Below are 26,584 nucleotides of genomic sequence, written 5' to 3'. Positions count from 1 at the left end.
ACGGCGCCGGTGCGCCGGGGTGCGTCCAGCCTATGGAGCCGGTCGTGAGAATACTCTCAGAGATCGTCGGGTGTCAGCCCTGCGAATGCCGTGGGAGCGCCCCGCTCAGAGCGAGATGCCCACCATGACGGGTTCCGGCTGCAGCAGCACTCCGAACTCCGCCTGCACCCGGGACTGGATGAAGTCGGCGAGCTGCACGACGTCGGCGGCCGTCCCTCCTCCGCGGTTGACGATGGCGAGCGTGTGCTTCGAGGAGATGCCGGCGCCCGAGCCGGGCAGCGCGAACCCGCGGTGGATGCCCGCGTTCTCGATGAGCCACGCCGCGCTGAGCTTGACCGTGTACTCGCCCGTCGCGAGCGGCGGCACGTCGAGCGGGTGCAGACCTCCGGGCGGCAGCCCGATGACGGCGTCCGGCTCCGCCGGCTCCTGCGGCCACCGCGGGGCGTTGCGGGGCAGCGAGCGGGCGAAGCTCTCCGAGACGATGGGGTTGGTGAAGAACGACCCGGAGCTCACGGAGTCGGGGTCGGCAGGGTCGAGCACCATGCCCTTGGACGAGCGCAGGGCGAGCACGGCGCGGCGCAGTTCGGCGACGGGGACGCGCGCCCCGAGCGGCACCGCGAGCGCGTCCGCCAGCTGCGCGTACGCGACGGGCGCGCTCAACGGAGCGCCCACGCCGTCGGAGGCGGTGGTGTCATCCAGCTCCAGGTCCACGGAGAGGACGACGCCGCGACGCCCGCGCTTCAGCACGGACGTGCGGTACCCCAGACCGAGCTCGTCCCGGCGGAGGTACAGGACGTCGCCGGTCTCCTCGTCGAGGAACTCGACACCGACGAGGGCGGATTCGAGCTCCTGGCCGTACGCGCCGATGTTCTGCACGGGAGCGGCGCCGGTCGAGCCGGGGATGCCGGAGAGCGCCTCGATGCCCGACCAGCCGTTGCGCACGGTCAGGGCGACGAGGTCGTCCCAGGGCTCGCCCGCCTGCACCCGGATGCGGATCCGGCCGTCGGATGCGGACAACCTCTCCACGCCGCGCGTGCGCACGTGGATCACGGTGCCGTCGAACCCGTCGTCCGCGACCACGAGGTTCGACCCGCCGCCGAGGACCAGCCAGTCCTCGCCGGAGGTCACGGCGTCTCGGACGGCACGGACGAGGGTGTCGCGGTCGTCCGCCGGGACGAACGCCGCGGGCGCGCCGCCGACGCGGATCGTGGTGAGCTCGGCGAGTGCCGGGATGCGGTCCGTGGAGGCGTCCGTCGCAGAGTCGGTCATGCGAATCGGACGCGCACCTGCGCCTTGCCGAGGACCGTCTCGCCGGCGAACGTCGTGGTCAGGTCGATGCGGGCGATCCGGGACTCCGTGTCGAGCTGGCCCACCTTCGCCGTCACCGTCACCTCGGCGCCGTCGTCCGGGTCCACCACCACCGGGCGGGTGAAACGCACCTGGAAGTCGGCGATCAGAGCCGGATCGCCGGCCCAGTCGACGACCGGCTGCACGGCGAGTCCCATGGTCAGCATCCCGTGGGCGATCACACCGGGGAGGCCGACCGCCGTCGCGACGTCGTCGCGGTAGTGGATCGGGTTGAAGTCGCCGGAGGCGCCGGCGTAGCGCACCAGCGAGTCGCGGCTCACCGCGAACGTCCGCTCGGCGACCACGTCGCCCACGGTCAGCGCGTCGAAGTCGGGGGTCGTGCCGGATGTCGTCATCACTCGTCTCCTCGCACGACCAGGGTGGATGTGGCGGTCACCACGTGTGCGCCGTCCGCGTCGACGATGGTGGACTCGGCGGTGACCATCGAGTGCGCGCCGAGCGTCTTCACGGAGGTCACGCGGAGCGTCGCCGTGAGCTCGTCGCCCGCGAAGACGGGCCGGCTGAAGCTGAAGCGCTGATCGCCGTGGACGACGCGGGTGAAGTCGATCCCGGCGTCCGGTTCCGCGAGCAGCTGGGCGAGGGTCGACTCCTGCACGACGACCGGGAACGTGGGCGGCGCCACCAGGTCGCGGTGGCCGGCGGCACGCGCCGCATCCACGTCGAAGCTGATGGGGTCGGTAGCGAAGACGGCGCGGGCGAACTCGCGCACCTTCTCCCGCCCCACGAGGTACGGCCGGGTCGGCGGGAACTCCCGCCCCTGCAGCTCTGGATTCACTGGCACCCGACGATTCTAACGACGGCGCCTGCCCGCCTCCCGAACGCAGAAGACCCCGGAGGCCAGTGGCCTCCGGGGTCTCCGAAGCTCGGTGCTAGCGCCTTACTGGCAGCTGTCGCACTGCAGCAGGTCCATGGGGTCGACGGGAACCGAGTAGCCGCCAACGCTGTCGTTTTCGTAGTCCATGATGGCCTCCCCTAGAAGTCGTGGTTTCCCGCGTTCCCGCGGTGTTCACCCACTATATAACCCGAATGACACGATTGTCATTCCACTACATGTTGTGTTTTGGGGTTTTTTTCTCGCTGCCCCCAGATTAGGGGCAACCACCGACATCGGGGCCGCTCCCGTGCACTCGGGAGCCGCCGGCCGATGCGCGCGAACTGGCCAGATCAGGCGGGAAATCGCGTCCGCCGGACCCGTCCGGCGTGCCGCATGGGCGCCCGCACCACACCGCCGCTGGGCAGGCGCGGTCCCGGCGTGTCGCGATGATCCGGCGTGTCGCCGTGCCGCACACGCCCGGTACTACATTGTGTCGGTGACCACTGCGACGCCGCTGCTGCTCGGACCCAACCAGCCCCTCGACCGGCCGTATCGCGGGGGCGCGGGGATCGCCCGGTTCCGCGGGACGCCGCAGCCCAGTCCCTTCACCCCGGAGGATTTCGTCGCGTCGACCACCGAGGTGTTCGCCGGCGGCGGGATCGGGCTCACCGTGCTTCCCGACGGCAGGACGCTGCGGGATGCGGTCGCCGACGATCCGGTCCGCTTCCTCGGCGAGGACCACGTCGCCCGCTTCGGCGCGCGCACCATGCTGCTGGTCAAGCTGCTCGACACCGCCGAGCGGCTGTTCGTGCACTACCACCCGGACGATGCGTTCGCGGCGCGCCACCTGGGGAGCCCCCTAGGCAAGACGGAGGCCTGGGCCGTGATCGAGGCGGCACCGGACGCCTACGCGGCGCTGGGCTTCCGCCGCGCCGTGACGCCGGACGAGGTGCGGGACTGGTGGAGCGGCCAGGATGCGGACGCCATGCTCGACGCGATGAACACCGTCCCGCTCGCGGCGGGCGACACGCTGCTCGTCCCGGCCGGCCTCGCGCACGCCATCGGCCCCGGCGTGACGCTCGTCGAGCTGCAGCAGCCGACGGACCTGTCGGTACTGCTGGAGCGGCGGATGCTCTCCGAGAGGGAGGCGCTGCTCGGCCTCGACCTCGACACGGCGATCGACGGGCTGGTCCGCGAGGCCACCCCGGAGGAGCGCATCTCGGCGCTGCGCCAGGACCGCGGCGCCGAGACGCTGTTCCCGGCCGACGCCGACCCCTTCTTCTCGGCCGAGCGGATCCGGGTGACGGGGTCGCGGGAGCTGGAGCCGTCCTTCTCGGTCGTCGTGGTCCTCGACGGCGAGGGGACGCTGCAGCCGGCGGACGACCGCGCGAGCGGCGCACCGGTCCCCGTCCGGAGGGGTTCTACCGTGCTCACCGCCCACGGGGACGGGCCGATCGGGCTCAGCGGCGACCTCCACCTGATCCGCTGCCGGCCGCCACGCTGACCCTGTCGGAGGCTGCGGCTAGCCTCGCCCCATGGACACCGTCTGCGCGCTGTGCGAGCGGCCCGCGCATCCGGGCTCGTCCCTCCGGCTCTGCCTGACGCATCTGCTGGAGGCGCACGACGAGGTGGATGCGGAGTTCGGCGTGACGGATCTGCTGCCGTCGCCGTGCGCGTTCTGCGGTTCGCGGCTGGGCGTCCGCTATCCGTCGGGCTGGCTCTGCGCGGTCTGCGAGTGGCGGGTGGGCGAGCCGCCACCCGACGATGCGAGGACGGCACGGGTGGACGTCGTCTACTACCTGCGCTTCCGCGACCGCATCAAGATCGGGACGACGGCCAACCCGGCGCAGCGAATCTCGGCCCTCCCCCACGACGAAGTGCTCGCCTTCGAGCGGGGCGACCGCCTGCTGGAGCACCGGCGGCACGAACAGTTCGCGCACCTCCGCATCCCGGGCACGGAGTGGTTCGAGACCGACGCGGCCCTGCTCGACCACGTCGGTCTCGTGGCGGCCGGCGCGCCCGACCCGTGGATGCTCCTCGCCCGCTGGCGCAGCGAGGCGGCAGCCGTCCACGGGTGACGCGCGACCGCCGTCCTCAGGCGACCTCGAGGGTCTCCGCGGGGCGGAGACGGCGGGTGTCGCCGTCGCGCTCCACCTTGGCGGCGAGGCGCGCCATCTCTGCGGCCTCGCGGATCGCCGCCTCCGGCAGCAGGGAGAGCTCGCCGGCGGCCTCGACGTCCGCAGTGGCGACGACGCCGACCGGCGCGTCGGCCGCGACGACGTCCGCAGCAGCAGACGCCTCGACCCTCGCCGAGCGCACCCGGGCCGACCGCATGATCCCCGCGGCGACCACGGTCACCACGCCCGCGGCGAGCGCGAGCGCTCCGGCGGTGGCGAACCCCTCGGTGTAGCCGCTCTCGGCGGGCAGGCCGTCCGGCGCGATCGCACCGGTCACCAGCGCCGTCATGACGGCCGCCCCGACGGCGGAGCCCACCGTGCGCAGGTTCGCGTTCATGCCGCTGGCGATGCCGGTCTGGGTCGGCGGCACGCTCTGCACCACGACGCTGGTGATGGCCGCGTAGATGAGCCCGAGGCCGATGCCGAAGACACCGGACGCCGCAGCGACCGAGACGAGCGACCCGTGGAGGAAGGCCAGCGACAGGCTCGCAGCGCCCATGATCGCCGCCGACAGCACGATCTGCGCGCGGAAGCCGACCCAGCGCGCCAGCGGTCCGCTGAGGAAGCCGGTCACGGCCATCGTCACGAGCATGGGGAGCATCAGCATCCCGGACTCCGCGACCGACGCACCGAGCCCGTACCCGGTCGAGGCGGGCGTCTGCACGAAGCGGGGGAAGAAGGCGAACACGGCGAACATCGACGCTCCGATGAAGACGGCGGCGGCGTTCATCGACCAGACGCCCGGCTCCCGCATGAGACGCATGTCGACCAGCGGGCTGCGGGAGCGGAGCTCGACGATCACCCAGGCGGCGAGCAGCAGCGCTGCGGCGATGAAGAGGCCGATGACGGCCGGCGACGACCATCCCCACTGCGCGCCCGTGCTGAGCGGCAGCAGCAGCGCGATCAGCCAGCCGGACAGCAGGACGGCCGCCCACGGGTTGACGCGTCCGGTCGCGCGGGTCGGCGACTCCGGGATGAAGATCAGTGCGAGCACCGCGGCGGAGCCGGTGAGGGCGACCGGGAGCAGGAACAGCCCGCGCCAGCTGAGCGCGGCCGCGAGCGGTCCCGCGAGGACGGTGCCCAGGCCGCTGCCGATGGCGATGATGGAGGCGATGGCGCCGATCGCGGAGGGGAGGCGACGAGCGGGGAACTCGTCGCGGATGATGCCGAACGCGAGCGGGAACATCGCCCCGCCGAGGCCCTGGATGACGCGGCCGGCGATGACGCCGCCGATGGTCGGCGCCACGCCCGCGACCACGCTTCCGACGCCGACGGCGAGCAAAGCGAGGACGAGGATGCGGCGCTTGCCGACGAGGTCGCCCACCCGCCCGAGGAGCGGCGTGGCGACGGCGGCGGCGATGAGCCAGGCGGTCATGGTCCAGGTCACGCCCGCGGTGGTGGTGTGCAGGTCGGACTGGATGACGGGCAGGACGGGGACGACGAGGGACTGGAGTGTGGCGAACGAGCCGACGCTCAACGCCAGGATGGCGAAGGTCAGGCCGGGGTGGGATCGAGACATGTCGGGGTTTTCCGTTTCTCGAGGAGATGCCCGAAAAGGGCTACAATTGGAGGGAGGCTCCGTTCGGAGGGTTCCTCCGGTTACCTGATAGACATTACCGGAGGGTGCCTCCGTTTCGCAAGCCCCTTCGACGACCTTCATCGCCGACACCTGAGAGGATCGACCCCGTGACCGGCACCCAGACCCCCGAACTCGGCGTCGCGCGCCCTCAGCGGGCCGACGCGCGCCGCAACTTCGACGCGCTCCTCGCGGCGGCGCGGGAGGCGTTCGCCGAGCAGGGCGCGGGGGCTCCCCTCGAGGACATCGCCCGCCGTGCCGGGGTCGGCATCGGCACCCTCTACCGCAACTTCCCCACGCGCGACGCGCTGGTCGAGGCCGTCTACATCGACGAGGTGGCCGCGGTCGTCCAGGCCGCGGACGACGCCTCGGGCCTCGAGCCCTGGGAGGCGGTCGAGGCATGGCTGCGCCGCTTCGTCGCGTACGTCGGCACCAAGCACGCCCTGATCGCGGGGCTCAACAAGGACTCCCCCGTCCTGCTGAGCTGCCGCACCTCGCTCTACGACGCGGGCGAACCGCTCGTTAAGCGCGCCCAGTCGGCCGGCGAGCTGCGTCCCGACGCGACCATCGGCGACGTGATCCGCATGGTCTCGGGAATCGCCGGCGTGGCGTTCGAGGACGACGCCCAGCGCGACCGCGTGATCGCGATGGCGGTCGACGGCCTGCGCACCCGTCCGGCGAGCGACCGCTGACCACTTCCACGCCGTTACGGCGCGGATTCGACCGACCCGCGGCCGCGACCTCCCCGTACCCTGAGTAGATGGAGCTGGGCGTCTATGCGGTGATCGCTGTGGCGGTCATCGTCGGCATGGCCGCTTTCGCCCGGCGGCTCGGCGTCGCGGCCCCGATCGTCCTCGTCATCGTCGGCGTGGTGCTCTCGTTCCTGCCCGGCGTTCCCGAAATCGAGGTCCCGCCGGAGATCATCCTCGACGGTCTGCTCCCGCCCATCCTGTACGCCGCAGCGATCAGCGTCCCGCTCACCGACTTCCGCCGCAATCTCGCCCCGATCGCCGGGCTCTCCGTCGTGCTGGTCGTCATCACGGCGTTCGCCTCCGGGTTCGTGCTGTTCACGATGCTGCCGGACCTGAGCCTGGCGGCGGCGATCGCCCTCGGCGCGATCATCAGCCCGCCGGATGCCGTCGCCGCCACCTCGATCGGGCGCAAGCTCGGGCTGCCCCCGCGGCTGCTCACCGTGCTCGAAGGCGAGGGTCTCGTCAACGACGCCACCGCCCTCGTGCTGCTGCGCACCGCCCTCGCGGCGGCGCTCGGCACACTGACGACCCCGTGGGCCGGCGTGGTGGACTTCCTCTCGGCCGTGGTGATCGCCGCCGTCGTCGGCCTGGTCGTCGGATTCGTCTCGGTGTGGGTGCGGTCCAAGCTCACGGACCCGGTGCTCGACACCGCGCTCTCGGTGGTCGTGCCGTTCGCCGCCTTCGCGCCGACGGAGGCGCTGCACGGCTCCGGCGTTCTGGCCGTCGTGATCACCGGGCTGTACACCGGCCACGCCGCCCCCCGGCAGTTCAGCGCTCAAGCGCGCATCAGCGACGCGATCAACTGGCGGACCATCCAGTTCCTGCTCGAGAACGGCGTGTTCCTGCTGATCGGGCTCGAGCTGCGGACGCTGGTGGCAGACGTTGAGAACCCGGAGGTCCTCAGCGTCTGGGATGCGATCGGCCTCGGCCTCATCGCCGTGCTCTCGCTCATCGTGATCCGGTTCGTGCTGATCGTGCCGCTCATCCTGTACCTGCGAAGACGGGCGGAGCGCGCCGAGCGCTCCGTGCTGCGGGAGTGGCTGATGATCAGCTACTTCCGCGATCACCCGGTGCGCTACCGCTGGCAGGCGCTGCGGAAGCAGCGGGCGGAGCAGCGCTACGAACGCCATCGCAGCGACCTGGAGGAGTACCGCCAGGAGGCGATCGACTGGAAGGGCGGCGTCGTACTCGGCTGGGCGGGGATGCGCGGGGTCGTCACGCTCGCGGCCGCACAGTCGCTGCCCACGAGCATCCCGTACCGTCCCCAGCTGATCCTCATCGCCTTCACCGTCGCCTTCGTCAGCCTGGTGCTGCAGGGCGGCACGCTTCCGCTCCTCATCCGCACGCTCGGCCTGCAGGGGGCGGATGCCGGGGCCGACCGGCGCCTCCTGGCCCAGCTGCTCGACGACCTGAGCGAGGCCGGGCTCGCCGTGCTGGACGACCCGGAGACGGCGGCGGGGGCCACCACGACGGTCGACCCCGAGGTGGTCGAGCGGGTGCGCCAGTCCTCCTACCTCCGGGCCGAATCGGCCTGGGAGCGCACTCTCGCGGTCGACGGGCCGCACGAGGACCGGCCGCATCACGTGTACCGCACGCTCCGGCTCGCCGTGGTGGATGCGGAACGCACCCGGCTGCTGCTCGAGCGGGCGCGCGGATCGTATCCGTCGCGCGTCCTCACCGAGGCTCAGTCCCTGCTCGACCTGGAGGAGACGCGCCTGCGGACGCGCTCGCGCTGAGTGGACTGCCGACTGCCGTCGCCGGCTGTCGGCCGCACGGAAACTCGGTCGCGGCGGTCAATGCACCACGACCTTGAGCGCCACCACGGCGAGACCCACCAGGGCCGTGATCACGGCACCCCAGAGGCGTCGCGGCGGCGACAGCCCCGCTCGCGCGAGGGACACGTAGCCGAGCGCGGCCAGCGCGAACGCCGCCCACACCTGCGTCCCGATGACGGCGGGGATGGCGTCGACGACGCCCGCGACGCCGAGCCAGAGCAGCACGAGCGGCACGACGGAGGCGATCAGGAGGCCGAGCGACGCGAGCAGGGCGTGCCCGAGGGCGGCGCGGAGCGGTTCCCTCGAGGCCCCGGTGCCGCCCGCGTGGGCCACCGTGGCCGCGAAGACGTGGGCCGCCCAGACCACGAGCATGCCCAGCGAGACGGTGCGCACGAGCTCCGCCGGTGTCGTGATGTAGACGCCTTCGATGACGATGAGTCCGGTCACGAGGACCGTTCCGTAGATCGCGGCCTCTCCGGTCGCATGGCGGACGACGGTCTTGATGGTCCTGCCACCCCCTCCAGGTTGCTCCTACCCGGGCAGACGAGGTGGAGCGGCGGAACGTGACGGGAATCCGACGCCATCGTCGTCACGAAGGGCGGACAGCCCCGTCTACATCCATAACAGGCGAACAACGTCGTCTACGTCCTCGGCGGGGGGTCGACAGCTCCGTCCGGCGGTCCACGAAAGGCAGGCAGATGGAACTGACGGTGATCCGGGTGGCCGATCAGCGGCGCATGGTCGTGGCCATCGACGCGCGGAACGAGAGCGAAGCCCTTCGCGCCATCCGCAATGCCGTCGGGGCCGTCACCCTCGCACCGCAGCAGGTGCTTCCCCGCAGCGCGCCCGCCGCACCGCCCCGGCGCCACGCCCGGCATTCGTCGTATTTTTAGTTATTCAAAACATCCGGCTAGGGTCGAGGTATGGAGACGGGAGAGCCGGAGGACGCATTGCGGGCCGCCGGCCTCAAGGTCACGAGAGGCCGCGTGGCGGTGCTTCACGCGCTCGAGGGTCTGCCCCACGCGGACGCCGAGTCGGTGTTCCGCGCGCTGCAGCCCGTGCTTCCGGAGACGTCCATCCAGAACGTGCACAACGTCCTGGGCGATCTGCATCGCACGGGCCTCGTCCGGCGCATCGAGCCCGCGGGCTCGCCGGCACGCTACGAGCGGCGCACCGGGGACAACCACCACCACGTGGTGTGCACATCCTGCGGCGCCGTCGCCGATGTCGACTGCGTCGTCGGTCACGCGCCCTGCCTGCACCCGTCGGACGCGGGCGGCTTCGCCATCGACACGGCAGAGGTCACCTTCTGGGGGCTCTGCCCGTCCTGCCAGGAGCGCACCGACCGCGCTCCGCACCACTGAGCACCCGCACGCCGGGCGCTCGACGACACCGAGGAGAAGAATGTCGGACGACTACACCACCACTCAGACCGGAACGCCGGTCGCCAGCGACGCGCACTCGCTGACGGCGGGACGGGACGGCGTCACCGCCCTGCACGACCGCTACCTCGTCGAGAAGCTCGCCCAGTTCAACCGCGAGCGGATCCCGGAGCGCATCGTGCACGCGAAGGGAGGCGGTGCGTTCGGCGAGTTCGTCGTCACGGGAGATGTCAGCGCCTACACCAAGGCGGCGGTCTTCCAGCCGGGCACCAGCACCCGCACCCTCCAGCGCTTCTCGTCGGTCGCCGGCGAGCAGGGATCGCCGGACACCTGGCGCGACGTGCGGGGCTTCTCGGTGAAGTTCTACACGACCGAGGGCAACTACGACATCGTCGGCAACAACACCCCCGTCTTCTTCATCCGCGACGGCATCAAGTTCCCCGACTTCATCCACTCGCAGAAGCGCCTGCCGGGCTCCGGGCTGCGCGACGCCGACATGCAGTGGGACTTCTGGACCCTCTCCCCCGAGTCGGCCCACCAGGTCACCTACCTGATGGGCGACCGCGGACTCCCCCGCTCGTGGCGGACCATGCCGGGCTACGGGTCGCACACCTACCAGTGGATCAACGCGGCCGGTGAGCGCTTCTGGGTCAAGTACCACTTCCACTCGCTGCAGGGCAACGAGGAGATCACCGGCGTCGAGGCCGAGCAGCTGGCCGGAGCGGACGCGGACTACTACCGCCGCGACCTCTACGAGGCGATCCAGCGCGGCGACTACCCGGCCTGGCGCGTCTCGGTGCAGGTCATGCCGTACGAGGACGCCAAGACCTACCGCTTCAACCCGTTCGACCTCACCAAGGTGTGGCCGCACAGCGACTACCCGCTGATCGAGGTCGGCATCCACACCCTGAACGAGAACCCGCAGAACTTCTTCGCGGAGATCGAGCAGGCCGCGTTCTCGCCCGCCAACACGGTTCCGGGCATCGACATCAGCCCGGACAAGATGCTCATGGCGCGCGTGTTCTCCTACCCGGACGCTCAGCGCTACCGCGTCGGCACGAACTACAACGAGCTGCCGGTCAACCGCCCGGTCGCGCCGGTCAACAACTACTCGCAGGACGGCGCGGCCCGCCACGGCTTCAAGCCCGCCGACGCTCCCGTCTACGCCCCGAACTCGTTCGGCGGCCCGTCGGCCCAGCCGGAGCGCGCGGGCGAGGGCTCGTGGGAGTCGGACGGCGCACTCGTGCGGTCCGCGGCGACCCTGCACGCGGAGGACGACGACTTCGGCCAGGCGGGAACGCTCTACCGTGAGGTGTTCGACGACGCGGCGAAGGCCCGCTTCCTCGACACCATCGCCGGGGCCGTGGGCGGCGTGACCCGCGAGGCCATCCGCGAGCGCGCCATCCAGTACTGGACGAACGTGGATGCGTCGCTCGGCCGCGCACTCCGCGACCGTCTCGAGTCGGGCTTCGAGACGCCCGACGAGGCCGCCGAGTACGTGGGCGTCGCCGAGTAGCCGCGACCCGGATAACGACGCGACAGGCCGCCATCCCAACGGGGTGGCGGCCTTTGCGTGTCGAAACTCCATCAACCCGTCGCCGGATTGATGGAACCGCCCGCGACGAGCTGGACACTACAGGTTATGGACGACGAACCCACCGACGAGGAGCTGCTGCACCAGGCCGCCGCCGGCGATGGTGAAGCGTTCGCATGGCTATTCCGACGGCACCGGGACCGCGTGTTCCGCCACGTGCTGCGGCTGGCCAGTACCCCGTCGGATGCGGAGGATCTGGTGGCCCTCACGTTCGCCGAAGCGTGGCGGAAGCGCAACCGCGTCCACATCTCGGGGTCGTCACTTCTGCCGTGGCTGCTCGTCACGGCATCCCATCTTGCTCGCAACAACACCCGCGCCTTCCGTCGGCATCAAGCCCTCCTGTCGAAGATGCCGCCCCCCGAGCCAGTGTCGGACCACAGCGACCACGTCCTGGAACGCCTGGATCACAACGACATCGCCAATCGCGTCCGCCGGTCGTTCGAGCGACTCACCGACCGCGATCGAGAGATCCTCAGCCTCTGCGTCCTCGAGGACCTGAGCACCAACCAAGTGGCGACTCTCCTCCGGGTACCTCCAGGGACAGTGAAGTCCCGGCTCTCTCGCGCCCGCAGCCGACTTGCGGAGATCGTGGCCGCAGACCTCTCGCCCGAAGAAATCAGGAGCATGCAATGAACGTGGACTTCGATTCGCGGCGGAGCGCGGTTCTTGAATCAGCACTCGCAGATCAGGTCCGTGCCGACACGAGCCCGGCACGGGTGCGGCAGCGCACGCGGCGCCATTGGTTCATCGGCGGCGTCGTCGCCGCGGCTGCCGCCGCGAGCATCGCTGCCTCGGCGATCATCGTCGGAGCACCGGGATGGGTCGCCCTTCCCGCGTCCGGCCCGAGCACGTCGCCGTCGTTCGCGCCGATTCCGAACTGGCCGAAGAACGACCACGGTCAGACTTACGGCGCTCAGGGCTCCAGCCCGATCGCGCCGGATCTGGTCCTCGTGGAGGGACAGGACGACGCCGGAAACCCGGTCACGGGTTATGTCCTCAGCCGCGACCTGGCCGAAGCCGAGTTCGGCGGCCCGGAGCCGACCAGTCCCGCGCAGGCGATCAAGCAGCAGGAAGAACGACTGAAGAAGTACCCTGACGGCCAGTGGCTGCCCGTCTACAAGAGCGACGGCGAAACCAGAGTCGGCCGGTTCCTTGTCGGTCCTGGGCAATGACCGCGGTGAACCTCCCCCGAGCTCCAGCCAACGAGCCCGGCTACAGCGTCGCCTCGATGGTGCGGTCGTACACCGTGGTGCCGCCGACGCGGATGCGGCCGTCGCCGAGCGGCTCGGTAGCGAGCTGAGATCCCTCGCCCTGCAGAATGCTGAGCGGCCGTCCGAGGCGCGCGGTGAGCGCGATCGCGGCGGCGCCGGTCGCCTCGTCCTCGATGATGCCCATCTCGGGCGCGAACATCCGGGAGCGGAGGGTGCCGGCCTGCTCGTCGATCCAGGCGTAGGCGTAGTGCTGACCGGACGTGAACGCGAACGGGTCCAGCGCATCCACATCCTCGGGCGACGCGAGCTCGTGCCATTCGAAGGTCGGCGTCCACTCGGCGCGGGCGGTGACCCAGGCGGTGTCGTCATCCACCTCGACCTCGACGTCGCCGGCGGCCTCGCGAAGAACGTCGACGGGGGTCCGCCGGTCGGACAGCCACCACGCCGTCCCCACGCTGGGGTGGCCCGCGAACGGCAGCTCCTTCGCCGGGGTGAAGATGCGGATCGTCGCGGCGCGGCCGCCCTCGTCCACCCCGTCCACGAACACGGTCTCGCTGAACCCGAGCGCATTGGCGATGTCCTGCTCGCGGGCCGTGGTGGCCTCGGAGCTCGTGATGATGCCGAGCTCGTTGCCGTTCCGGCCGCTCTCGTTCGTGAACACGCGAACGACGACTACTTCGATGGTCTCATCCATGGCATCAGCCTGGCAGAAGCCCTCCGCTTCGTTAACCCGGCGGCTGCATAATCGCGCCATGACGATCGACGACCGCCAGAACGAGAACGACGAGGACCTCGCCGTCGAGCACGCCGCGGAGCGTCTCGCCGACCGCTTCCCCGAGGTGCCGCGCGAGCACATCGAAGAGCTGGTGGAGAAGCGCCACGAGGAGTTCGACGGTGCCCCGGTGCGCGACTTCGTGCCGGTGCTCATCGAGCACGACGTGAAGCAGGAGCTGAACGCGGAGGAGCGCGCCGACTGATCGTCCGTCGGCGCGCTCCTGCGTGCGGTCCCGGTCAGGCCGGGATCAGGGTGTACTTGGTGCTCAGGTACTCCTGGATGCCCTCGAGGCCGCCCTCGCGGCCGAGCCCGGACTGCTTGACCCCGCCGAACGGCGCCGCCGCGTTGGAGACGAGGCCCGTGTTCAGGCCCATCATGCCGGTGTCGATGCGGTCGATCATCCGCTGGCCGCGGGCGAGGTCCTGCGTGAAGGCGTAGCCGATCAGGCCGTACTCGGTGTCGTTCGCGGCGGCGACCGCCTCGTCCTCGGTGGAGAACGTGGTGATCGCGAGGATCGGGCCGAAGATCTCCTCCCGGAGGATGTCGCTCCCCGGCTGCACGTCCACGAGCACGGTCGGCTCGAAGAAGTAGCCGTCGCCCTCCGGCGCGCTGCCGCCGGTGAGGACGCGCGCGCCCCGGCTGACGGCATCCTCGACGAGGGCAGCCATCGACGCGACCGCACGGTCGTCGATGAGCGGGCCGATCGTCACGCCGTCCTCGGTGCCACGGCCGATCCGGAGCGCCTGGACGCGCTCGGTCACCCGGCGCGCGAACTCGTCGGCGACCGCCTCGTGCACGATGAAGCGGTTCGCGGCCGTGCACGCCTGTCCGATGTTCCGGAACTTGGCGAGCATGGCTCCGTCGACCGCCTTGTCCAGGTCCGCGTCCTCGAACACCACGAAGGGGGCGTTGCCGCCGAGCTCCATCGAGGTGCGCAGCACGTTCTGGCCGGCCTGCGCGAGCAGCGAGCGACCGACGGGGGTCGAGCCGGTGAACGACAGCTTGCGGAGTCGCGGGTCGGCGATGATCGGGCTGGACACATCCCGTGCCGTGCTGGTCTGCACCACGTTGACGACCCCGGCGGGGACGCCCGCGTCGGCCAGCAGCTGGGCGAAGAACAGCGTCGTCAGCGGCGTGAGCTCGGCCGGCTTCACCACGACGGTGCAGCCCGCGGCGAGCGCCGGGGCGATCTTCCGCGTCGCCATCGCGAGCGGGAAGTTCCACGGCGTGATGAGGAAGCACGGGCCCACCGGGCGCTGGGTGACGACCATGGTCCCGGTGCCCTCGGGGCTCTGGCCGAAGCGGCCGGAGATGCGCACCGCCTCCTCGGAGAACCAGCGGAGGAACTCGCCGCCGTAGGTGACCTCGCCGTTCGCCTCGGCGAGTGGCTTGCCCATCTCCAGGGTCATGAGCAGCGCGAAGTCCTCACGCCGCTCCTGCAGGAGGTCGAAGGCGCGGCGCAGGATCTCGCCGCGCACGCGGGGCGGGGTCGCGGCCCAGGCGTCCGCGGCGGCGGCCGCCGCGTCGAGGGCGCGCATGCCGTCCTCCGGCGTCGCGTTGGCGATTCGCTTGATGACGCGGCCGGTCGCCGGGTCCTGCACCTCGATGGGCTCGCGGGTGCCGGCCTCCCAGTTTCCGAGGATGAACAGCCCGTCCGGCACGCGGTCGAGCAGGTCGGTCTCGCGGGCGGAGAGCTCGGTCACGGTGTCGACGATGGTCATGCGCCCGCCACCGCCTCCGCGACGACGTCCAGCCCCTCGATGAGGAGGTGGTCCGGGATGCTGAGCGGCGGGAGGAAGCGGATCACGTTCCCGTAGGTGCCGCAGGTGAGCAGCACGATGCCGGCGGCGTGGGAGGCCGCGGCGACGCGGGCGGTGAGCGCCGCATCCGGCTCACCCGTCACCGGGTCGACGAGCTCGATGGCGACCATCGCGCCGCGACCGCGGACCTCCGCGACGCGGGGGTCGGCGTCGCGGAGGGCGCCGAGCTTCTCGAACAGGATGTCGCCGATCTCGCGGGCGCGAGCCGCCAGGTCCTCGGTCTCGTACGTCTCGATCGCGGCGAGCGCCGCCACGCAGGCGAGCGGGTTGCCGCCGTAGGTGCCGCCGAGGCCGCCGACCTGAGGCGCATCCATGATCTCGGCACGGCCGGTGACCGCGGAGAGCGGGAGGCCGCCGGCGATGCCCTTGGCCGTGACGATCAGGTCGGGGACGATGCCGAACTGCTCGGAGGCGAACATGGTGCCCGTGCGGGCGAAGCCGGTCTGCACCTCGTCCGCGATGAAGACCACGCCGTTGGCGTTCGCCCACTGCTGGAGTGCGGGGAGGAAGCCGTCGGCGGGAACGATGAAGCCGCCCTCGCCCTGGATGGGCTCGATGATCAGCGCGGCCAGGTTGGCGGCGCCGATCTGCTTCTCGATCATCGTGATGGCGCGCGTGGCCGCCTCGGCGCCGCTCAGGCCGCCGTCGCGCAGCGGGTAGCTGAGCGGGGCGCGGTAGATCTCGGGCGCGAACGGGCCGAAGCCGTTCTTGTAGGGCTGGTTCTTGGCGGTCAGGCCCATCGTGAGGTTCGTGCGGCCGTGGTAGGCGTGGTCGAACGCGACGACGGCCTGCTTGCCGGTGTAGTGGCGGGCGATCTTGACCGCGTTCTCCACGGCCTCGGCGCCGGAGTTGAACAGTGCGCTGCGCTTGGCGAAGTCGCCCGGGGTGAGGCGGTTGAGCGCCTCCGCCACGTCCACGTAGGAGTCGTACGGAGCGACGGTGAAGCAGGTGTGCGTGAAGGCGGCGACCTGGGCGGTGACGGCGTCCACGACGCGCGGGGCAGCATTGCCCACGCCCGTGACGGCGATGCCGGAGCCGAAGTCGATCAGGGAGTTGCCGTCCACATCCACCAGCACGCCGCCGCCGGCAGCGACGGTGTAGACGGGGATGGTCGCACCGACGCCGGCGGCGACGGCCTGAGCCTTGCGCTCGGCGCGCTTGCGCGACTCGGGACCGGGGATCGGGGTGACGAGCCGGCGCTCCTGCGGGAGCGAGGGTCCGCCGACGGGGATGTCAGTGGCGGTGTCGAGGATGGTCATGTCCCGAATCGTAAGAAGCGGACGCGACCCACCGCCTGGACGCGACGTACAATCGGTTCACCGCCGATAGACACCCTGGCGCATCCGCCCCGGATGAACCGGCGCCCCGGCAGATGGAGACCCATGCCCGCGACCCTCACCCAGCTCCTCGCGCGGCCCGAGCTGGGCCTCCGGCCGCTCACCGCTTCGACGGTCGGCGACCCGGACGCGCCGCTCGCCTGGGCGCACAGCTCCGACCTTCCGGACCCGACGCCGTTCCTGGCGCCCGGGCAGGTGCTCCTGGTGACGCAACCGCCGGAGGATGCGGACCCGTACGTGGAACGCCTGGTCGCGCACGGCATCGCCGCCCTCGGCTTCGGCACCGAGGTCGTGCGCGACGGCACGCCCGCCGCACTGGTCGAGGCCTGCGAACGGCACGGCCTCCCGCTCTTCGAGGTGCCGTACCGCACCCCGTTCATCGCCGTCGCCCGCTTCGTCGCCGACCGGGTCGCCGCGGACGCCTACGCCCGCAGCACCTGGGCGCTCCGCGCATCCCGGGCCATCTCGCTCGCCGCCCTGCGCCCAGACGCGCTGGGCGCGGTGCTCTCCGAGCTGTCCCGGCAGATCGAGCGCCCGGTCGCGCTCGTCGGACCGGACGGCGCGGTGAGCCGGAGCTTCCCGTCGGGGGCGTTGGATGCGCGGGCACGGCGAGCCCTGTCGGACGCGGCGGAGCCCCTGCTCCGCAGCGGGCGGCGCGCTGCGGGGACCGTGGGCACGGACGCCGGACCGTTCGCCGTCCAGACGCTGGGCGCGGCCGGCCGGTTGCGCGGCGTGCTCGCGGTCGGCTCCGAGGGACTCGATGCGGCCGCTCAGCAGGTGGTCACCGGAGTCGTCGCCCTCGCGGGGCTTGCCCTCGAGCAGTCGCGCGCCGCCGACGCGGCCCGCGCGCGACTGCGGACCGCGGTGTGGCGGGCGCTGGTGGCGGGGGATGCCGCGGTCGCCGCATCCATCGCCGAGCCGGTGCTCGGTCCGCTGCCGGAAGCGCCCGTGCGGGTGACCATGATGCAGGGTGCCGCGCTGGCCGCCGCGGCCGACTGGCTGGAGTCGAACGCGGACGGCTTCTTCGCCCGGGACGCGCACGACCTCGTGCTCATCGGCGACGAGAGCACGGCGGTGGAGGTCGCGACGACCCTCGCCGTGCGATTCGACCTGCGGGGCGGTGTGTCCTCCGGCACGACGCTGGATGCGCTGCCCGCGGCGGTCGCGCAAGCGCAGACCGCGCGCAATCGGGCGACGGCGGACGACCCGGTCGCGGCCTTCGACGACGTGGCCGGCGCCGGGATGCTCGCCCTGCTGCACACCCCCGACGCGCGGGCGGTGGCGGAGACGTCGCTGCGGCCGCTCGTGGCCGCCGACCCGTCCCTCCCGGACGTGCTGCGGACCTGGCTCGACGCCGACGGCGTCTACGACGTGGCCGCCCGCCGGCTGGGCATGCACCGGCACACGCTGCGGTCCCGCGTCGCGGAGGCGGAGCGCCTGCTCGGCCGCGACCTGTCCTCGTTCGCGGCGCGGGCCGACCTCTACGCCGCGCTCCGCGCCTCCGCCTGACCCGCGCTCGCCCTCGCGCCCCTTCGCCCCCGCGCCCCTCCGCCCTCCGCCCTCCGTCGAGTACACGAAAAGTGCACGCTTTCACCCCCGAAACCGTGCACTTTTCGTGTACTCGACGGGGGGGTGGGAGGGGTGGACGGGCCGGGGCACTCGACGGTGGGTGGGCGGGTTGGAGAGAATGGGCGGATGAGCACACCCATCTCCGGAACCCACTTCGGCCTCACGGCGGGCGACTACCACGCGACGATCGCGTCGGTCGGGGCGTCGCTGCGCACGCTGGAGTTCGACGGCCGCCCCCTGGTGGTCCCGTTCGACGCGGACGAGGTGCGCCCCGCCTTCCGAGGCGCGACCCTGGCGCCGTGGCCGAACCGCGTCGTGGACGGCCGCTACACCTTCGACGGCGTGGAGCAGCAGCTCCCGCTCACGGAGCCGAACCGGGGGCACGCGCTGCACGGCCTCGCCGCCTGGCTCGACTTCGACGCCGTGGACCGGTCGGCCAGCTCGGTCGTGTTCGCCGCGACCATTCAGGCGCAAGCCGGGTACCCGCACCGCGTCGACGTCAGCGTCGCCTTCGAGCTGGACGAGGAGGGGCTGCACACCACCGTGACGGGCACCAACACCGGCCCCTCACGCGCGCCGTGGGGCACCGGACCGCACCCGTACCTGGTCGCCGGCGAGGGCCGCGTCGACGCGTGGACGCTGACCCTCCCGGCGGATGAGGTGCTCACCGTGACCGAGGACCGCCTGATCCCGACCGGGCTGGAAGACGTCGCGACCGCGGAGGGCGGCGTGTGGGACTTCCGGACCGCGCGGACGATCGGCGACACCTTCATCGACCACGCCTTCACCGGGCTGGGCCGCTCCGCAGACGGGCTCGCGACCGTCCGGCTGACCGCGCCGGAGGGCACGGGCGTCGAGCTCACCTGGGGTAACGACTGCCCGTGGGTGCAGATCCACACCGCCGATCAGCCGGTGCCGGAGCTCGACCGTCTCGGCCTCGCCGTCGAGCCCATGACCTGCCCGCCCGACGCCTACAACTCCGGCACCGACCTGATCGTGCTGGAGCCCGGGGAGTCGGCCACGGCGTCCTGGACGATCCGCGCGGTGCAGCCCCTCTGAGCCGAGCGAGCGGGTAGCTCCGCGCGGGGCGGGACAGTCCGGCCCGCGAGAACGAAGATGCGCGCGGCCCTCCACGACGGGCCGCGCGCAAGCCGATGCTACGGGGCGTCCGTCATCCGCCGACGTGTACGCCGTGTCGAGGGGCCCCGCCCGCAGTCGACAGCACGTCGTTGCGGCGCACGGCACACCCGGACGACGAAGGGCGCAGGGTCCACGACCCTGCGCCCTTCGCTCCGCGAACCGATCAGCCCTGGCGGGCCTTCATCCGCGGGTTCTTCTTGTTGATGACGAACGTCCGGCCCCGGCGGCGTACCACCTGGGCGCCGGGCATCGTCTTGAGCGAGCTCAACGAATTGCGTACCTTCATGACGGACCTCCCTTATGAAACCTATTCTCAATAACAATGGAGGCCGCGATTTGTTCCCGCGAACGGGTCAGAGCCCGAACGTCGCCAGCCAGGCGTCGACCACCGGGATATCGACACGCTGGTAACCACCCAGGTAGCGGCAGTTGTCCGTATAGCCGTAGCTGGTCACGGCGACCAGCTGGTCACCGAGGAACACCGGGCCGCCCGAGTCGCCGAAGCAGGTCCCACCGGTCCCTCTCGTGTCGTTCGGATTGCCGTTGGTCTGCAGGATCTGCGGAGTCAGCTTCTGGCCGGGCATGTCCACGTAACGCCGGATGAGCGGGTAGCTCATCGGCTGCGGCTTCTGCGGTCCGGACTCCGGCTTGCGGACCTCGGTGCCGTATCCCACTGCCGTGAACAGCGTCTTCGACAGATCGCTCTTCGGGATGGTGTCCAGCGTGCCGACCGGCGCGATCTGCGGGTAGCCGCCGCCGAACGACGCCACGGGCTGGTCGAGCACGATCACGCCGACGTCGTTCCAGTTCGCGGTGTCGGTGAAGTCCGAGTAGTCGGGATGGGTGTAGGCCGTCCCAGACAGGTAGCCGGCAGCGGAGATCTCGGCGGCGGTGTATCCGGCGCTCGGGTCGGCGGCGACCGGGAACGGGGCGGGCGGCTGCTCGGCGATCACCGAGTCGAAGGTGACGAGCGTCTTGCCGAGTGTTCCGGAGGTGCAGTGCGCGGCGGTGAGCACGACCGTCGGCGACACCAGCGTCGCCGAGCACCGGAAACGCCCGTCGGCGTCGTAGAACAGGATGAGGCCGACGTCGGGATGCTTGTTCCCGTCGGCGGTCCCGCCGGTGCTGGCGACAGCGGGTGTGCCGACGGCCAGTCCGGCGAATGCGGCCAACGCGATAGCGGCGGCCAGGATTCTCTTGCGCATGGATCCCCCTTTGGATCTCGAAGCGGTTTCGATCCTCCGAGTATGCCCATCCCCCGGACAGGGGCCAAGGGCCAGGATGCTGGAGCGGCCGTCCCGTGTTCGCTGAGCCCCGGCCGCGCCGGAAAGAACGGGCTCCCCGCGGGCCGCCCCGCGCAGTACCCTTCCGCCATGTCAGCGACCCCTCTCCCCTCCTCCGGAGCCTCCCCGCTCGACGGACCGCGGACGTGCGACGCCAGCGGGATGATCGACATCCACCGGCTGTTCCGCCACTCGTTCGACGAAGCGCCGTCGCTGGTCCAGGGCGTCCGGGACGGCGACACCGCCCACGCCGACGCCGTCGCCGGGCACCTCGGACTGATCTCCTCGTCCCTCCACTCGCACCACGAGGGCGAGGACGCCAAGCTGTGGCCGGCGCTGGACGAGCGTGCGCCCTCCTGCGCCGTGCACATCGAGCGGATGCGCGAGCAGCACGCCGCGATGCTCGTGCAGCTGAACGCGCTCGACGCCGCGGTGCCGGCGTGGCGCGCCGCCCCGTCCGCCGCGACCGCCGCGCCCGTGCTCACGGCGCTGGACGGCATCCAGGCGGCGCTGACCGTCCACCTGCCCGACGAGGAGGGCACGGTCGTGCCCCTGATGGAGCACGTGCTCACGAAGGACGAGGTCGAGTGGTTCGCCAAGCACGGCCGCAGTTCGACCCCCAAGGGTCAGACGTGGAACATGCTCGGCGGCATCCTGGACGCCCAGCCCGACGGCGGGGATGCGTGGCTGAAGAAGAACATGCCGGGGCCGGTGGCCCTCGTCTGGCGTTGGCGCGGCAAGCCGAGCTACGCCCGGTACCGCGCCACGCTGGAGGGACGACCGACCTCCTGACCGCGCGCGACCCGCGCCCGGGCCGCGCTGCCGCATCCCCTACAGTGTGGATGTGGAGGAGACGGGACGCGCACCGGGCGTGCGCGAGGTGGCCGCGGCCGCCGGGGTGTCGCGCCAGACCGTCTCCCGGGTGCTCAACGACCACCCCAGCATCCGGCCGGAGACGCGCGAGCGGGTGCTGGCGGCGATGGTCGAGCTCAATTTCCGTCCGAACCGCGCCGCGCGGATGCTCACCACCGCCCGCTCCACCACCATCGGGGTCCTGGTCGCATCGCCCTCGTCGCTGTTCGGCCCGGCATCCAGCATCGACGCCATCGAGCGGGCGGCCCGCGAGGCGGGGTACTTCGTGACCGTCGCGCACGCCGCCTCGCTCGACGCGGCCGCGGTCGAGGCGGCCCTGGAGCAGCTGAGCGCGCAGGCCGTGGAGGGCATCGTCGTCGTGGCGCCGCAGCAGCGCATCCAGGATGCGATGGACGCGGTGTCGGTGCGCGTGCCGTCCATCACGCTGCACGGCGCGGGGACGGCCGGCGACCACGGCGTCTTCGTCGACCAGGTGCGCGGAGCGCGGCTCGCCACCCGGCACCTGCTCGACCGCGGGCACGTGCGCATCGCGCACCTCGCCGGCCCGGCCGACTGGTCGGAGGCGCGGGCGCGTCGCGAGGGATTCCTGGAGGAGATGGCCGCCGCCGGGGCGGACCCCGTCGTTTCCCGCGAGGGCGACTGGACGGCCGCGTCCGGGGCCGAGATCGGCGCCGAGCTGCTGGCCGATCCGGGCATCACCGCCGTCTTCTCGTCCAACGACCAGATGGCGCTCGGCGCGCTCTTCGCGGCGCACGCGGCGGGCCGGTCGGTGCCGGGAGACCTCGCCGTCGTCGGATTCGACGACATCCCGGAGGCGGCGTTCCTCATCCCGCCGCTCACCACCGTGCGGCAGGACTTCGCCGAGCTGGGCCGCCGCGCCGTCGCCCGGCTGATCGCGCAGATCGAGGGCGAGTCGCTGGACTTCGCCGAGCCGGTCGCCCCGGTGCTCGTGCCCCGCGCGTCCGCCTGAGTCCGGCCGCCTCTTCGCGCTGCGTGTCGGTCTGGGCTCGCCCACTGTGGCGAGTGGAGACATGATGCGGCAACCCGCTGCGGATAGGAGCATCAACTCACAGTTCGCGCGGCGCGGGAGCGCGGGGGCGCGCGGGCGGCGTTCGCTCGGCGCGGGGGCGGGGCGCGCGGGCGCGGGGCGACGGGATGCGTGCCCCGGCTGCGGGCCCCGGGTTGCAGCCTCCGGGCAGCGCAACGTATGCTCGTCCGTGTGATGTGACCGGTCACAATGACGTGAGGAGCAGCATGACCGCGCCGGAAACCCGCCTCCGCGACGCCATCGCGTCGGGACGCACCGCCCTCGGCATCGAGCTCGGCTCGACGCGCATCAAGGCCTGCCTGGTGGATGCGGACGACCCGTCGGTCGTCCTCGCCGTCGGCACGCACGAGTGGGAGAACGAGTACGTCGACCGCCGCTGGACCTACTCCCTCGACGCCGTCTGGACCGGGCTGCAGGAGGCGTACGCCGGCCTGATCGCCGACGCCGAAGCGCGCCACGGCGTCGCGCCGACGTCGTTCGGCGCGATCGGGGTCTCGGCCATGATGCACGGGTACCTCCCGTTCGACGCCGACGGCGAGCTCCTCGTCCCCTTCCGCACCTGGCGCAACACCAGTACGGGGCCGGCAGCGGCAGAGCTCACCGCCGCCTTCGGCGTCAACATCCCGTTGCGCTGGTCCATCGCCCACCTGCACCAGGCCGTGATCGACGCCGAGCCGCACATCCCGGACCTCGCGTTCTTCACCACGCTGGCCGGTTACGTGCACTGGAAGCTGACCGGCCGCACCGTGCTGGGCGTCGGCGACGCGTCGGGCATGTTCCCGATCGATCCGGCCACCCGCACCTACGACGCCGAACTCCTGCGCCGCTACGCGGGCCTCGACTCCGCCCATGGCATCGACCTCCCGTCCTTGCTCCCCGAGGTGCTCGTCGCGGGCGACGACGCGGGCGCGCTCACCGCCGACGGCGCCGCGCTGCTCGACCCGACCGGACGGCTGCAGCCGGGCGTCCCGTTCTGCCCGCCGGAGGGCGACGCGGGCACCGGTATGGTCGCGACCTCCTCCGTCGCGCCGCGCACCGGTAATGTCTCCGCCGGCACGAGCATCTTCGCGATGGTCGTGCTGGAGCGTCCGCTCTCCGCCGTCCACCACGAGCTCGACCTGGTGACCACCCCGGCCGGCGACCTCGTCGCGATGGTGCACTGCAACAACGGTGCGAGCGAGCTCGCGGCGTGGGCCGGGATGTTCGGCCGGTTCGCCGAGGCTGCCGGTACTCCGCTCTCGACCGACGCGGTGTACGAGACGCTGTTCCGGGAAGCCCTGTCCGGCGCCCCGGACGCGGGCGGCCTCGTCGCCTACAACCACCTGGCCGGCGAGCCCATCGCCGACCTCCCCGAGGGACGCCCGCTGGTCGTCCGCACGCCGGACAGCCGGCTCACCCTCGCCAACTTCGTCCGCGCCCAGTTGTACAGCGTCTTCGGCACGCTGGCCCTCGGGATGCGCGTCCTCTCCGACGAGGGGGTGACCCTCGACCGGATGTATGCCCACGGCGGCATGTTCCGCACGGCGGGCGTCGCGCAGCGGTTCCTGGCGGGCGCGATCGACGCTCCGGTCTCGGTGGCGGAGACGGCCTCCGAGGGCGGTGCCTGGGGCATCGCGGTGCTCGCCGCCTACCGCGCAGCCGCCGGCACCGCGAACCGCGCCGCCGACGACGCCGCCCCGGCCGACCTCGACACGTACCTCCGCACCAAGGTGTTCGGCGGATCCGTCGCCGAGACCACCACCCCGCATCCCGACGACGTCGCCGGCTTCGCGCGCTTCCTGGAGCGGTACCAGACCGGCCTCGCCGTGGAGCGCGCCGCCGTCGACGCCCTGCCCGTGGAAGGAGCCACCGCATGACCAGCGATCTCGAGACCCCGACCGTCCGCGCGGTCCGCGAGCGCGTCGCCGCGCTGCACTCCGAACTGGTCCGCTACGGACTCGTCGTCTGGACCGGCGGCAACGTCTCCGAGCGCGTACCCGGCGAGGACCTCTTCGTCATCAAGCCGAGCGGCGTCGACTACGACGACCTGACGCCCGAGAACATGATCCTCTGCACGCTCGACGGGGAGGTCGTCCCCGGGTCCCACGGCAGCGACCGGTCCCCCTCCTCCGACACCGCGGCGCACGCCTACGTGTACCGCGAGATGCCGGAGGTCGGCGGAGTCGTGCACACCCACTCCACCTACGCGACCGCGTGGGCGGCGCGCGCCGAGCCCATCCCGTGCGTCATCACCGCGATGGCGGACGAGTTCGGCGGCGACATCCCGGTCGGCCCGTTCGCGATCATCGGCGACGACTCGATCGGCCGCGGCATCGTCGCGACCCTGAGCGGTCACCGCAGCCGCGCCGTCCTGATGCAGAACCACGGCGTGTTCACGATCGGCCGCGACGCGCGCGACGCCGTCAAGGCCGCCGTGATGGCGGAGGACGTCGCCCGCACCGTCCACATCGCCAAGCAGGGCGGCCCCCTCGTCCCCATCCCCGCCGAGGCGATCGACCGCCTCTTCGATCGCTACCAGAACGTCTACGGACAGTCCCCGGAAGGATCCGCCTGATGCCGAAGCTCACCACCTCCCTCGACCACTACGAGGTCTGGTTCCTCACGGGCAGCCAGCACCTCTACGGGCCGGAGACCCTCGCGCAGGTCGCCGAGCAGTCCCGGGCGATCGCCGACCAGCTGGGCGCCGGATCCGACGTGCCGGTGCGCGTGGTGTGGAAGCCGGTGCTCACCGACTCCGACGCCATCCGCCGCGTCATGCTGGAGGCCAACGCGGACGACGCCGTGATCGGCCTGGTCGCGTGGATGCACACCTTCAGCCCCGCGAAGATGTGGATCTCGGGCCTCGACGCGCTGCAGAAGCCGCTGCTCCACTTCCACACGCAGGCGAACGTCGAGCTGCCCTGGGGCGAGATCGACTTCGACTTCATGAACCTCAACCAGGCGGCGCACGGCGACCGCGAGTTCGGCTACATCCAGACCCGGCTGAGCGTCCCGCGCACGACCGTCGTCGGCCACGTCAGCGACCCCGCCGTGACGGCACGCATCGGCACGTGGATGCGCGCTGCAGCCGGCTGGGCGGCCACCCACTCGCTGAAGCTCGCCCGCTTCGGCGACAACATGCGCTTCGTCGCCGTCACCGAGGGCGACAAGACCGAGGCCGAGCTGGTGTTCGGCGTGCAGGTGAACACGTGGGGTGTCAACGAGCTCGCCGAGGCCGTCGCCGCCGCGTCGGACTCCGACGTGGATGCGCTGGTCGCCGAGTACGAGGAGCTCTACGACGTCGTCCCCGAGCTCCGCCGGGGCGGCGAGCGGCACCAGTCGCTGCGCGACGGCGCCGCGATCGAGCTGGGCCTGCGGTCGTTCCTCGAGGAGGGCGGCTTCGGCGCCTTCACCACCAGCTTCGAAGACCTCGGCGCGCTGAAGCAGCTGCCGGGTCTGGCCGTGCAACGGCTGATGGCCGAGGGCTACGGCTTCGGCGCCGAGGGCGACTGGAAGACCGCCGTGCTGGTGCGGGCCGCGAACGTCATGGGCGCGGGCCTGCCGGGCGGCGCATCCCTCATGGAGGACTACACGTACGACCTCACGCCGGGCGACGAGCGCATCCTCGGCGCCCACATGCTCGAGGTCGCTCCGTCGCTCACGAGCGCACGGCCGACCCTGGAGGTGCACCCGCTGGGTATCGGCGGCAAGGACGACCCCGTGCGGCTCGTCTTCACGGCGGACCCGGGTCCCGCGGTCGTCGTCGCGCTGTCGGACATGCGCGACCGGTTCCGCCTGGTGGCGAACGTCGTCGAGGTGGTCGAGCCGACCGCTCCCCTGCCGAAGCTGCCGGTCGGTCGCGCGGTGTGGAAGCCGGCCCCCGACTTCACCACGTCGGCGACGGCGTGGCTCGAGGCCGGCGCCGCGCACCATACGGTGATGAGCACGGCGGTCGGCGTGGACGCGTTCGCGGATTTCGCCCGGATGGCGCGCACCGAGCTCCTGATCATCGACGAGACGACCACGCTGCGCGACTTCCAGCGCGAGCTCGCCTGGAACGCCGCCTACTACCGCCTCGCCCGCGGCCTCTGACCCGCGCTCGCGCTCCGCG

27 protein-coding genes are annotated in these 26,584 nt (G+C 71.8%); 17 read left to right on the top strand and 10 right to left on the bottom strand.

The annotated features are described in order from the left end of the window. Window positions 1-105: 105 nt before the first annotated feature. From J2W45_RS16820 to J2W45_RS16810, 3 genes are read right to left on the bottom strand one after another with little or no spacing between them, the layout of a single operon-like run. The gene (locus J2W45_RS16820; protein WP_310134179.1) at window positions 106-1,269 is read right to left on the bottom strand and encodes a UDP-N-acetylmuramate dehydrogenase; all 1,164 of its coding nucleotides are present in this window, start codon (window positions 1,267-1,269) and stop codon (window positions 106-108) included. Then, window positions 1,266-1,703: a MaoC family dehydratase gene (locus tag J2W45_RS16815; protein WP_310134176.1), complete on the bottom strand. Its 438-nt coding sequence runs from the start codon at window positions 1,701-1,703 to the stop codon at window positions 1,266-1,268. Before J2W45_RS16815 ends, J2W45_RS16820 begins: the two co-directional genes overlap by 4 nt. Beyond that, window positions 1,703-2,149: a MaoC family dehydratase N-terminal domain-containing protein gene (locus J2W45_RS16810; RefSeq protein WP_310134173.1), complete on the bottom strand. Its 447-nt coding sequence runs from the start codon at window positions 2,147-2,149 to the stop codon at window positions 1,703-1,705. The genes J2W45_RS16815 and J2W45_RS16810 overlap by 1 nt, the downstream gene beginning before the upstream one ends. 529 nt (window positions 2,150-2,678) lie before the next feature. Here J2W45_RS16810 and J2W45_RS16805 point away from each other — a divergent pair. Beyond that, window positions 2,679-3,686 (top strand): class I mannose-6-phosphate isomerase, encoded by a 1,008-nt coding sequence (locus J2W45_RS16805; RefSeq protein WP_310134169.1) that lies wholly within the window; start codon window positions 2,679-2,681, stop codon window positions 3,684-3,686. A 31-nt stretch (window positions 3,687-3,717) separates the two neighbouring features. Next, entirely contained in the window at window positions 3,718-4,260 is a 543-nt protein-coding gene (locus tag J2W45_RS16800) for a GIY-YIG nuclease family protein (protein ID WP_310134167.1), read from the top strand. Between the two features lie 16 nt (window positions 4,261-4,276). Here the strand turns inward: J2W45_RS16800 and J2W45_RS16795 are convergent, their stop codons facing one another. Continuing rightward, window positions 4,277-5,878 (bottom strand): MFS transporter, encoded by a 1,602-nt coding sequence (locus tag J2W45_RS16795; protein WP_310134165.1) that lies wholly within the window; start codon window positions 5,876-5,878, stop codon window positions 4,277-4,279. A 167-nt stretch (window positions 5,879-6,045) separates the two neighbouring features. On the opposite strand from J2W45_RS16795, the gene J2W45_RS16790 reads away from it, so the two are divergent. Both J2W45_RS16790 and J2W45_RS16785 read left to right on the top strand, forming a co-directional pair. Further along, window positions 6,046-6,627 carry a TetR/AcrR family transcriptional regulator gene (locus tag J2W45_RS16790; RefSeq protein WP_310134163.1) on the top strand — a complete coding sequence of 194 codons (582 nt, stop codon included), beginning with the start codon at window positions 6,046-6,048 and terminating at the stop codon, window positions 6,625-6,627. A gap of 68 nt (window positions 6,628-6,695) precedes the next feature. Beyond that, complete coding sequence (locus J2W45_RS16785) at window positions 6,696-8,423, top strand: cation:proton antiporter (RefSeq protein WP_310134161.1); 1,728 nt, start codon at window positions 6,696-6,698, stop codon at window positions 8,421-8,423. Window positions 8,424-8,480: 57 nt separating this feature from the next. On the opposite strand, the gene J2W45_RS16780 is transcribed toward J2W45_RS16785, so the two are convergent. Further along, the gene (locus J2W45_RS16780) at window positions 8,481-8,909 is read right to left on the bottom strand and encodes a hypothetical protein (RefSeq protein ID WP_310134158.1); all 429 of its coding nucleotides are present in this window, start codon (window positions 8,907-8,909) and stop codon (window positions 8,481-8,483) included. 251 nt (window positions 8,910-9,160) lie between these two features. On the opposite strand from J2W45_RS16780, the gene J2W45_RS16775 reads away from it, so the two are divergent. The 5 genes from J2W45_RS16775 (at window position 9,161) to J2W45_RS16755 (ending at window position 12,610) form a co-directional block, all read left to right on the top strand. Beyond that, window positions 9,161-9,355 (top strand): hypothetical protein, encoded by a 195-nt coding sequence (locus tag J2W45_RS16775; RefSeq protein WP_310134155.1) that lies wholly within the window; start codon window positions 9,161-9,163, stop codon window positions 9,353-9,355. A 30-nt stretch (window positions 9,356-9,385) separates the two neighbouring features. Beyond that, on the top strand, window positions 9,386-9,826 hold the full coding sequence (locus tag J2W45_RS16770) for a Fur family transcriptional regulator (RefSeq protein WP_310134153.1): 441 nt from the start codon (window positions 9,386-9,388) through the stop codon (window positions 9,824-9,826). A gap of 40 nt (window positions 9,827-9,866) precedes the next feature. After that, window positions 9,867-11,360, top strand: coding sequence for a catalase (locus J2W45_RS16765; protein WP_310134150.1), 1,494 nt, complete (start codon window positions 9,867-9,869; stop codon window positions 11,358-11,360). 126 nt (window positions 11,361-11,486) lie between these two features. Continuing rightward, window positions 11,487-12,071 (top strand): RNA polymerase sigma factor, encoded by a 585-nt coding sequence (locus J2W45_RS16760; RefSeq protein ID WP_310134146.1) that lies wholly within the window; start codon window positions 11,487-11,489, stop codon window positions 12,069-12,071. After that, window positions 12,068-12,610 (top strand): hypothetical protein, encoded by a 543-nt coding sequence (locus tag J2W45_RS16755; RefSeq protein WP_310134144.1) that lies wholly within the window; start codon window positions 12,068-12,070, stop codon window positions 12,608-12,610. The genes J2W45_RS16760 and J2W45_RS16755 overlap by 4 nt, the downstream gene beginning before the upstream one ends. A 40-nt stretch (window positions 12,611-12,650) precedes the next feature. Here the strand turns inward: J2W45_RS16755 and J2W45_RS16750 are convergent, their stop codons facing one another. Further along, a complete protein-coding gene (locus J2W45_RS16750; RefSeq protein WP_310134143.1) occupies window positions 12,651-13,343 on the bottom strand; it encodes a PhzF family phenazine biosynthesis protein in 693 nt (230 codons plus the stop codon). Window positions 13,344-13,401: 58 nt separating this feature from the next. Here J2W45_RS16750 and J2W45_RS16745 point away from each other — a divergent pair, with 58 nt between their 5' ends. Then, window positions 13,402-13,626, top strand: coding sequence for a three-helix bundle dimerization domain-containing protein (locus tag J2W45_RS16745; protein WP_310134141.1), 225 nt, complete (start codon window positions 13,402-13,404; stop codon window positions 13,624-13,626). 34 nt (window positions 13,627-13,660) lie between these two features. Here J2W45_RS16745 and J2W45_RS16740 read toward each other — a convergent pair whose 3' ends face one another. Both J2W45_RS16740 and gabT read right to left on the bottom strand, forming a co-directional pair. Next, window positions 13,661-15,145, bottom strand: a complete 1,485-nt coding sequence (locus J2W45_RS16740; protein ID WP_310134139.1) for an NAD-dependent succinate-semialdehyde dehydrogenase — start codon at window positions 15,143-15,145, stop codon at window positions 13,661-13,663. Then, entirely contained in the window at window positions 15,142-16,503 is a 1,362-nt protein-coding gene (gene gabT / locus J2W45_RS16735) for a 4-aminobutyrate--2-oxoglutarate transaminase (RefSeq protein WP_310134136.1), read from the bottom strand. Before gabT ends, J2W45_RS16740 begins: the two co-directional genes overlap by 4 nt. A gap of 123 nt (window positions 16,504-16,626) precedes the next feature. On the opposite strand from gabT, the gene J2W45_RS16730 reads away from it, so the two are divergent. Then, window positions 16,627-18,090: a PucR family transcriptional regulator gene (locus J2W45_RS16730; RefSeq protein ID WP_310134134.1), complete on the top strand. Its 1,464-nt coding sequence runs from the start codon at window positions 16,627-16,629 to the stop codon at window positions 18,088-18,090. 186 nt (window positions 18,091-18,276) lie between these two features. Then, entirely contained in the window at window positions 18,277-19,209 is a 933-nt protein-coding gene (locus tag J2W45_RS16725; RefSeq protein WP_310134131.1) for an aldose 1-epimerase family protein, read from the top strand. Between the two features lie 244 nt (window positions 19,210-19,453). Here the strand turns inward: J2W45_RS16725 and ykgO are convergent, their stop codons facing one another. Together ykgO and J2W45_RS16715 are read right to left on the bottom strand one after the other, a co-directional pair. After that, window positions 19,454-19,576, bottom strand: a complete 123-nt coding sequence (gene ykgO, locus J2W45_RS16720; RefSeq protein ID WP_310134129.1) for a type B 50S ribosomal protein L36 — start codon at window positions 19,574-19,576, stop codon at window positions 19,454-19,456. Window positions 19,577-19,643: 67 nt separating this feature from the next. Beyond that, complete coding sequence (locus J2W45_RS16715; RefSeq protein ID WP_310134128.1) at window positions 19,644-20,495, bottom strand: trypsin-like serine protease; 852 nt, start codon at window positions 20,493-20,495, stop codon at window positions 19,644-19,646. Between the two features lie 168 nt (window positions 20,496-20,663). Between J2W45_RS16715 and J2W45_RS16710 the strand changes: the two genes are divergently transcribed. The 5 genes from J2W45_RS16710 to araA all read left to right on the top strand — a co-directional run bounded on the left by J2W45_RS16710 (window position 20,664) and on the right by araA (window position 26,565). Beyond that, on the top strand, window positions 20,664-21,365 hold the full coding sequence (locus tag J2W45_RS16710; RefSeq protein ID WP_310134125.1) for a hemerythrin domain-containing protein: 702 nt from the start codon (window positions 20,664-20,666) through the stop codon (window positions 21,363-21,365). 52 nt (window positions 21,366-21,417) lie between these two features. After that, window positions 21,418-22,416 (top strand): LacI family DNA-binding transcriptional regulator, encoded by a 999-nt coding sequence (locus J2W45_RS16705; RefSeq protein ID WP_310134123.1) that lies wholly within the window; start codon window positions 21,418-21,420, stop codon window positions 22,414-22,416. 284 nt (window positions 22,417-22,700) lie between these two features. Beyond that, window positions 22,701-24,350 (top strand): xylulokinase, encoded by a 1,650-nt coding sequence (locus J2W45_RS16700; RefSeq protein WP_310134120.1) that lies wholly within the window; start codon window positions 22,701-22,703, stop codon window positions 24,348-24,350. Continuing rightward, entirely contained in the window at window positions 24,347-25,048 is a 702-nt protein-coding gene (locus J2W45_RS16695; RefSeq protein ID WP_310134118.1) for an L-ribulose-5-phosphate 4-epimerase, read from the top strand. The genes J2W45_RS16700 and J2W45_RS16695 overlap by 4 nt, the downstream gene beginning before the upstream one ends. Beyond that, the gene (araA, locus tag J2W45_RS16690) at window positions 25,048-26,565 is read left to right on the top strand and encodes an L-arabinose isomerase (RefSeq protein ID WP_310134117.1); all 1,518 of its coding nucleotides are present in this window, start codon (window positions 25,048-25,050) and stop codon (window positions 26,563-26,565) included. The genes J2W45_RS16695 and araA overlap by 1 nt, the downstream gene beginning before the upstream one ends. Window positions 26,566-26,584 lie beyond the last annotated feature (19 nt).

Origin of the sequence: Leifsonia shinshuensis (genome assembly GCF_031456835.1) — a bacterium.
Lineage (GTDB): Bacteria > Actinomycetota > Actinomycetes > Actinomycetales > Microbacteriaceae > Leifsonia > Leifsonia shinshuensis_C.
The sequence above is the reverse complement of the archived record's forward strand: the minus strand, read 5'-3'. Positions and strand labels throughout refer to the sequence as shown.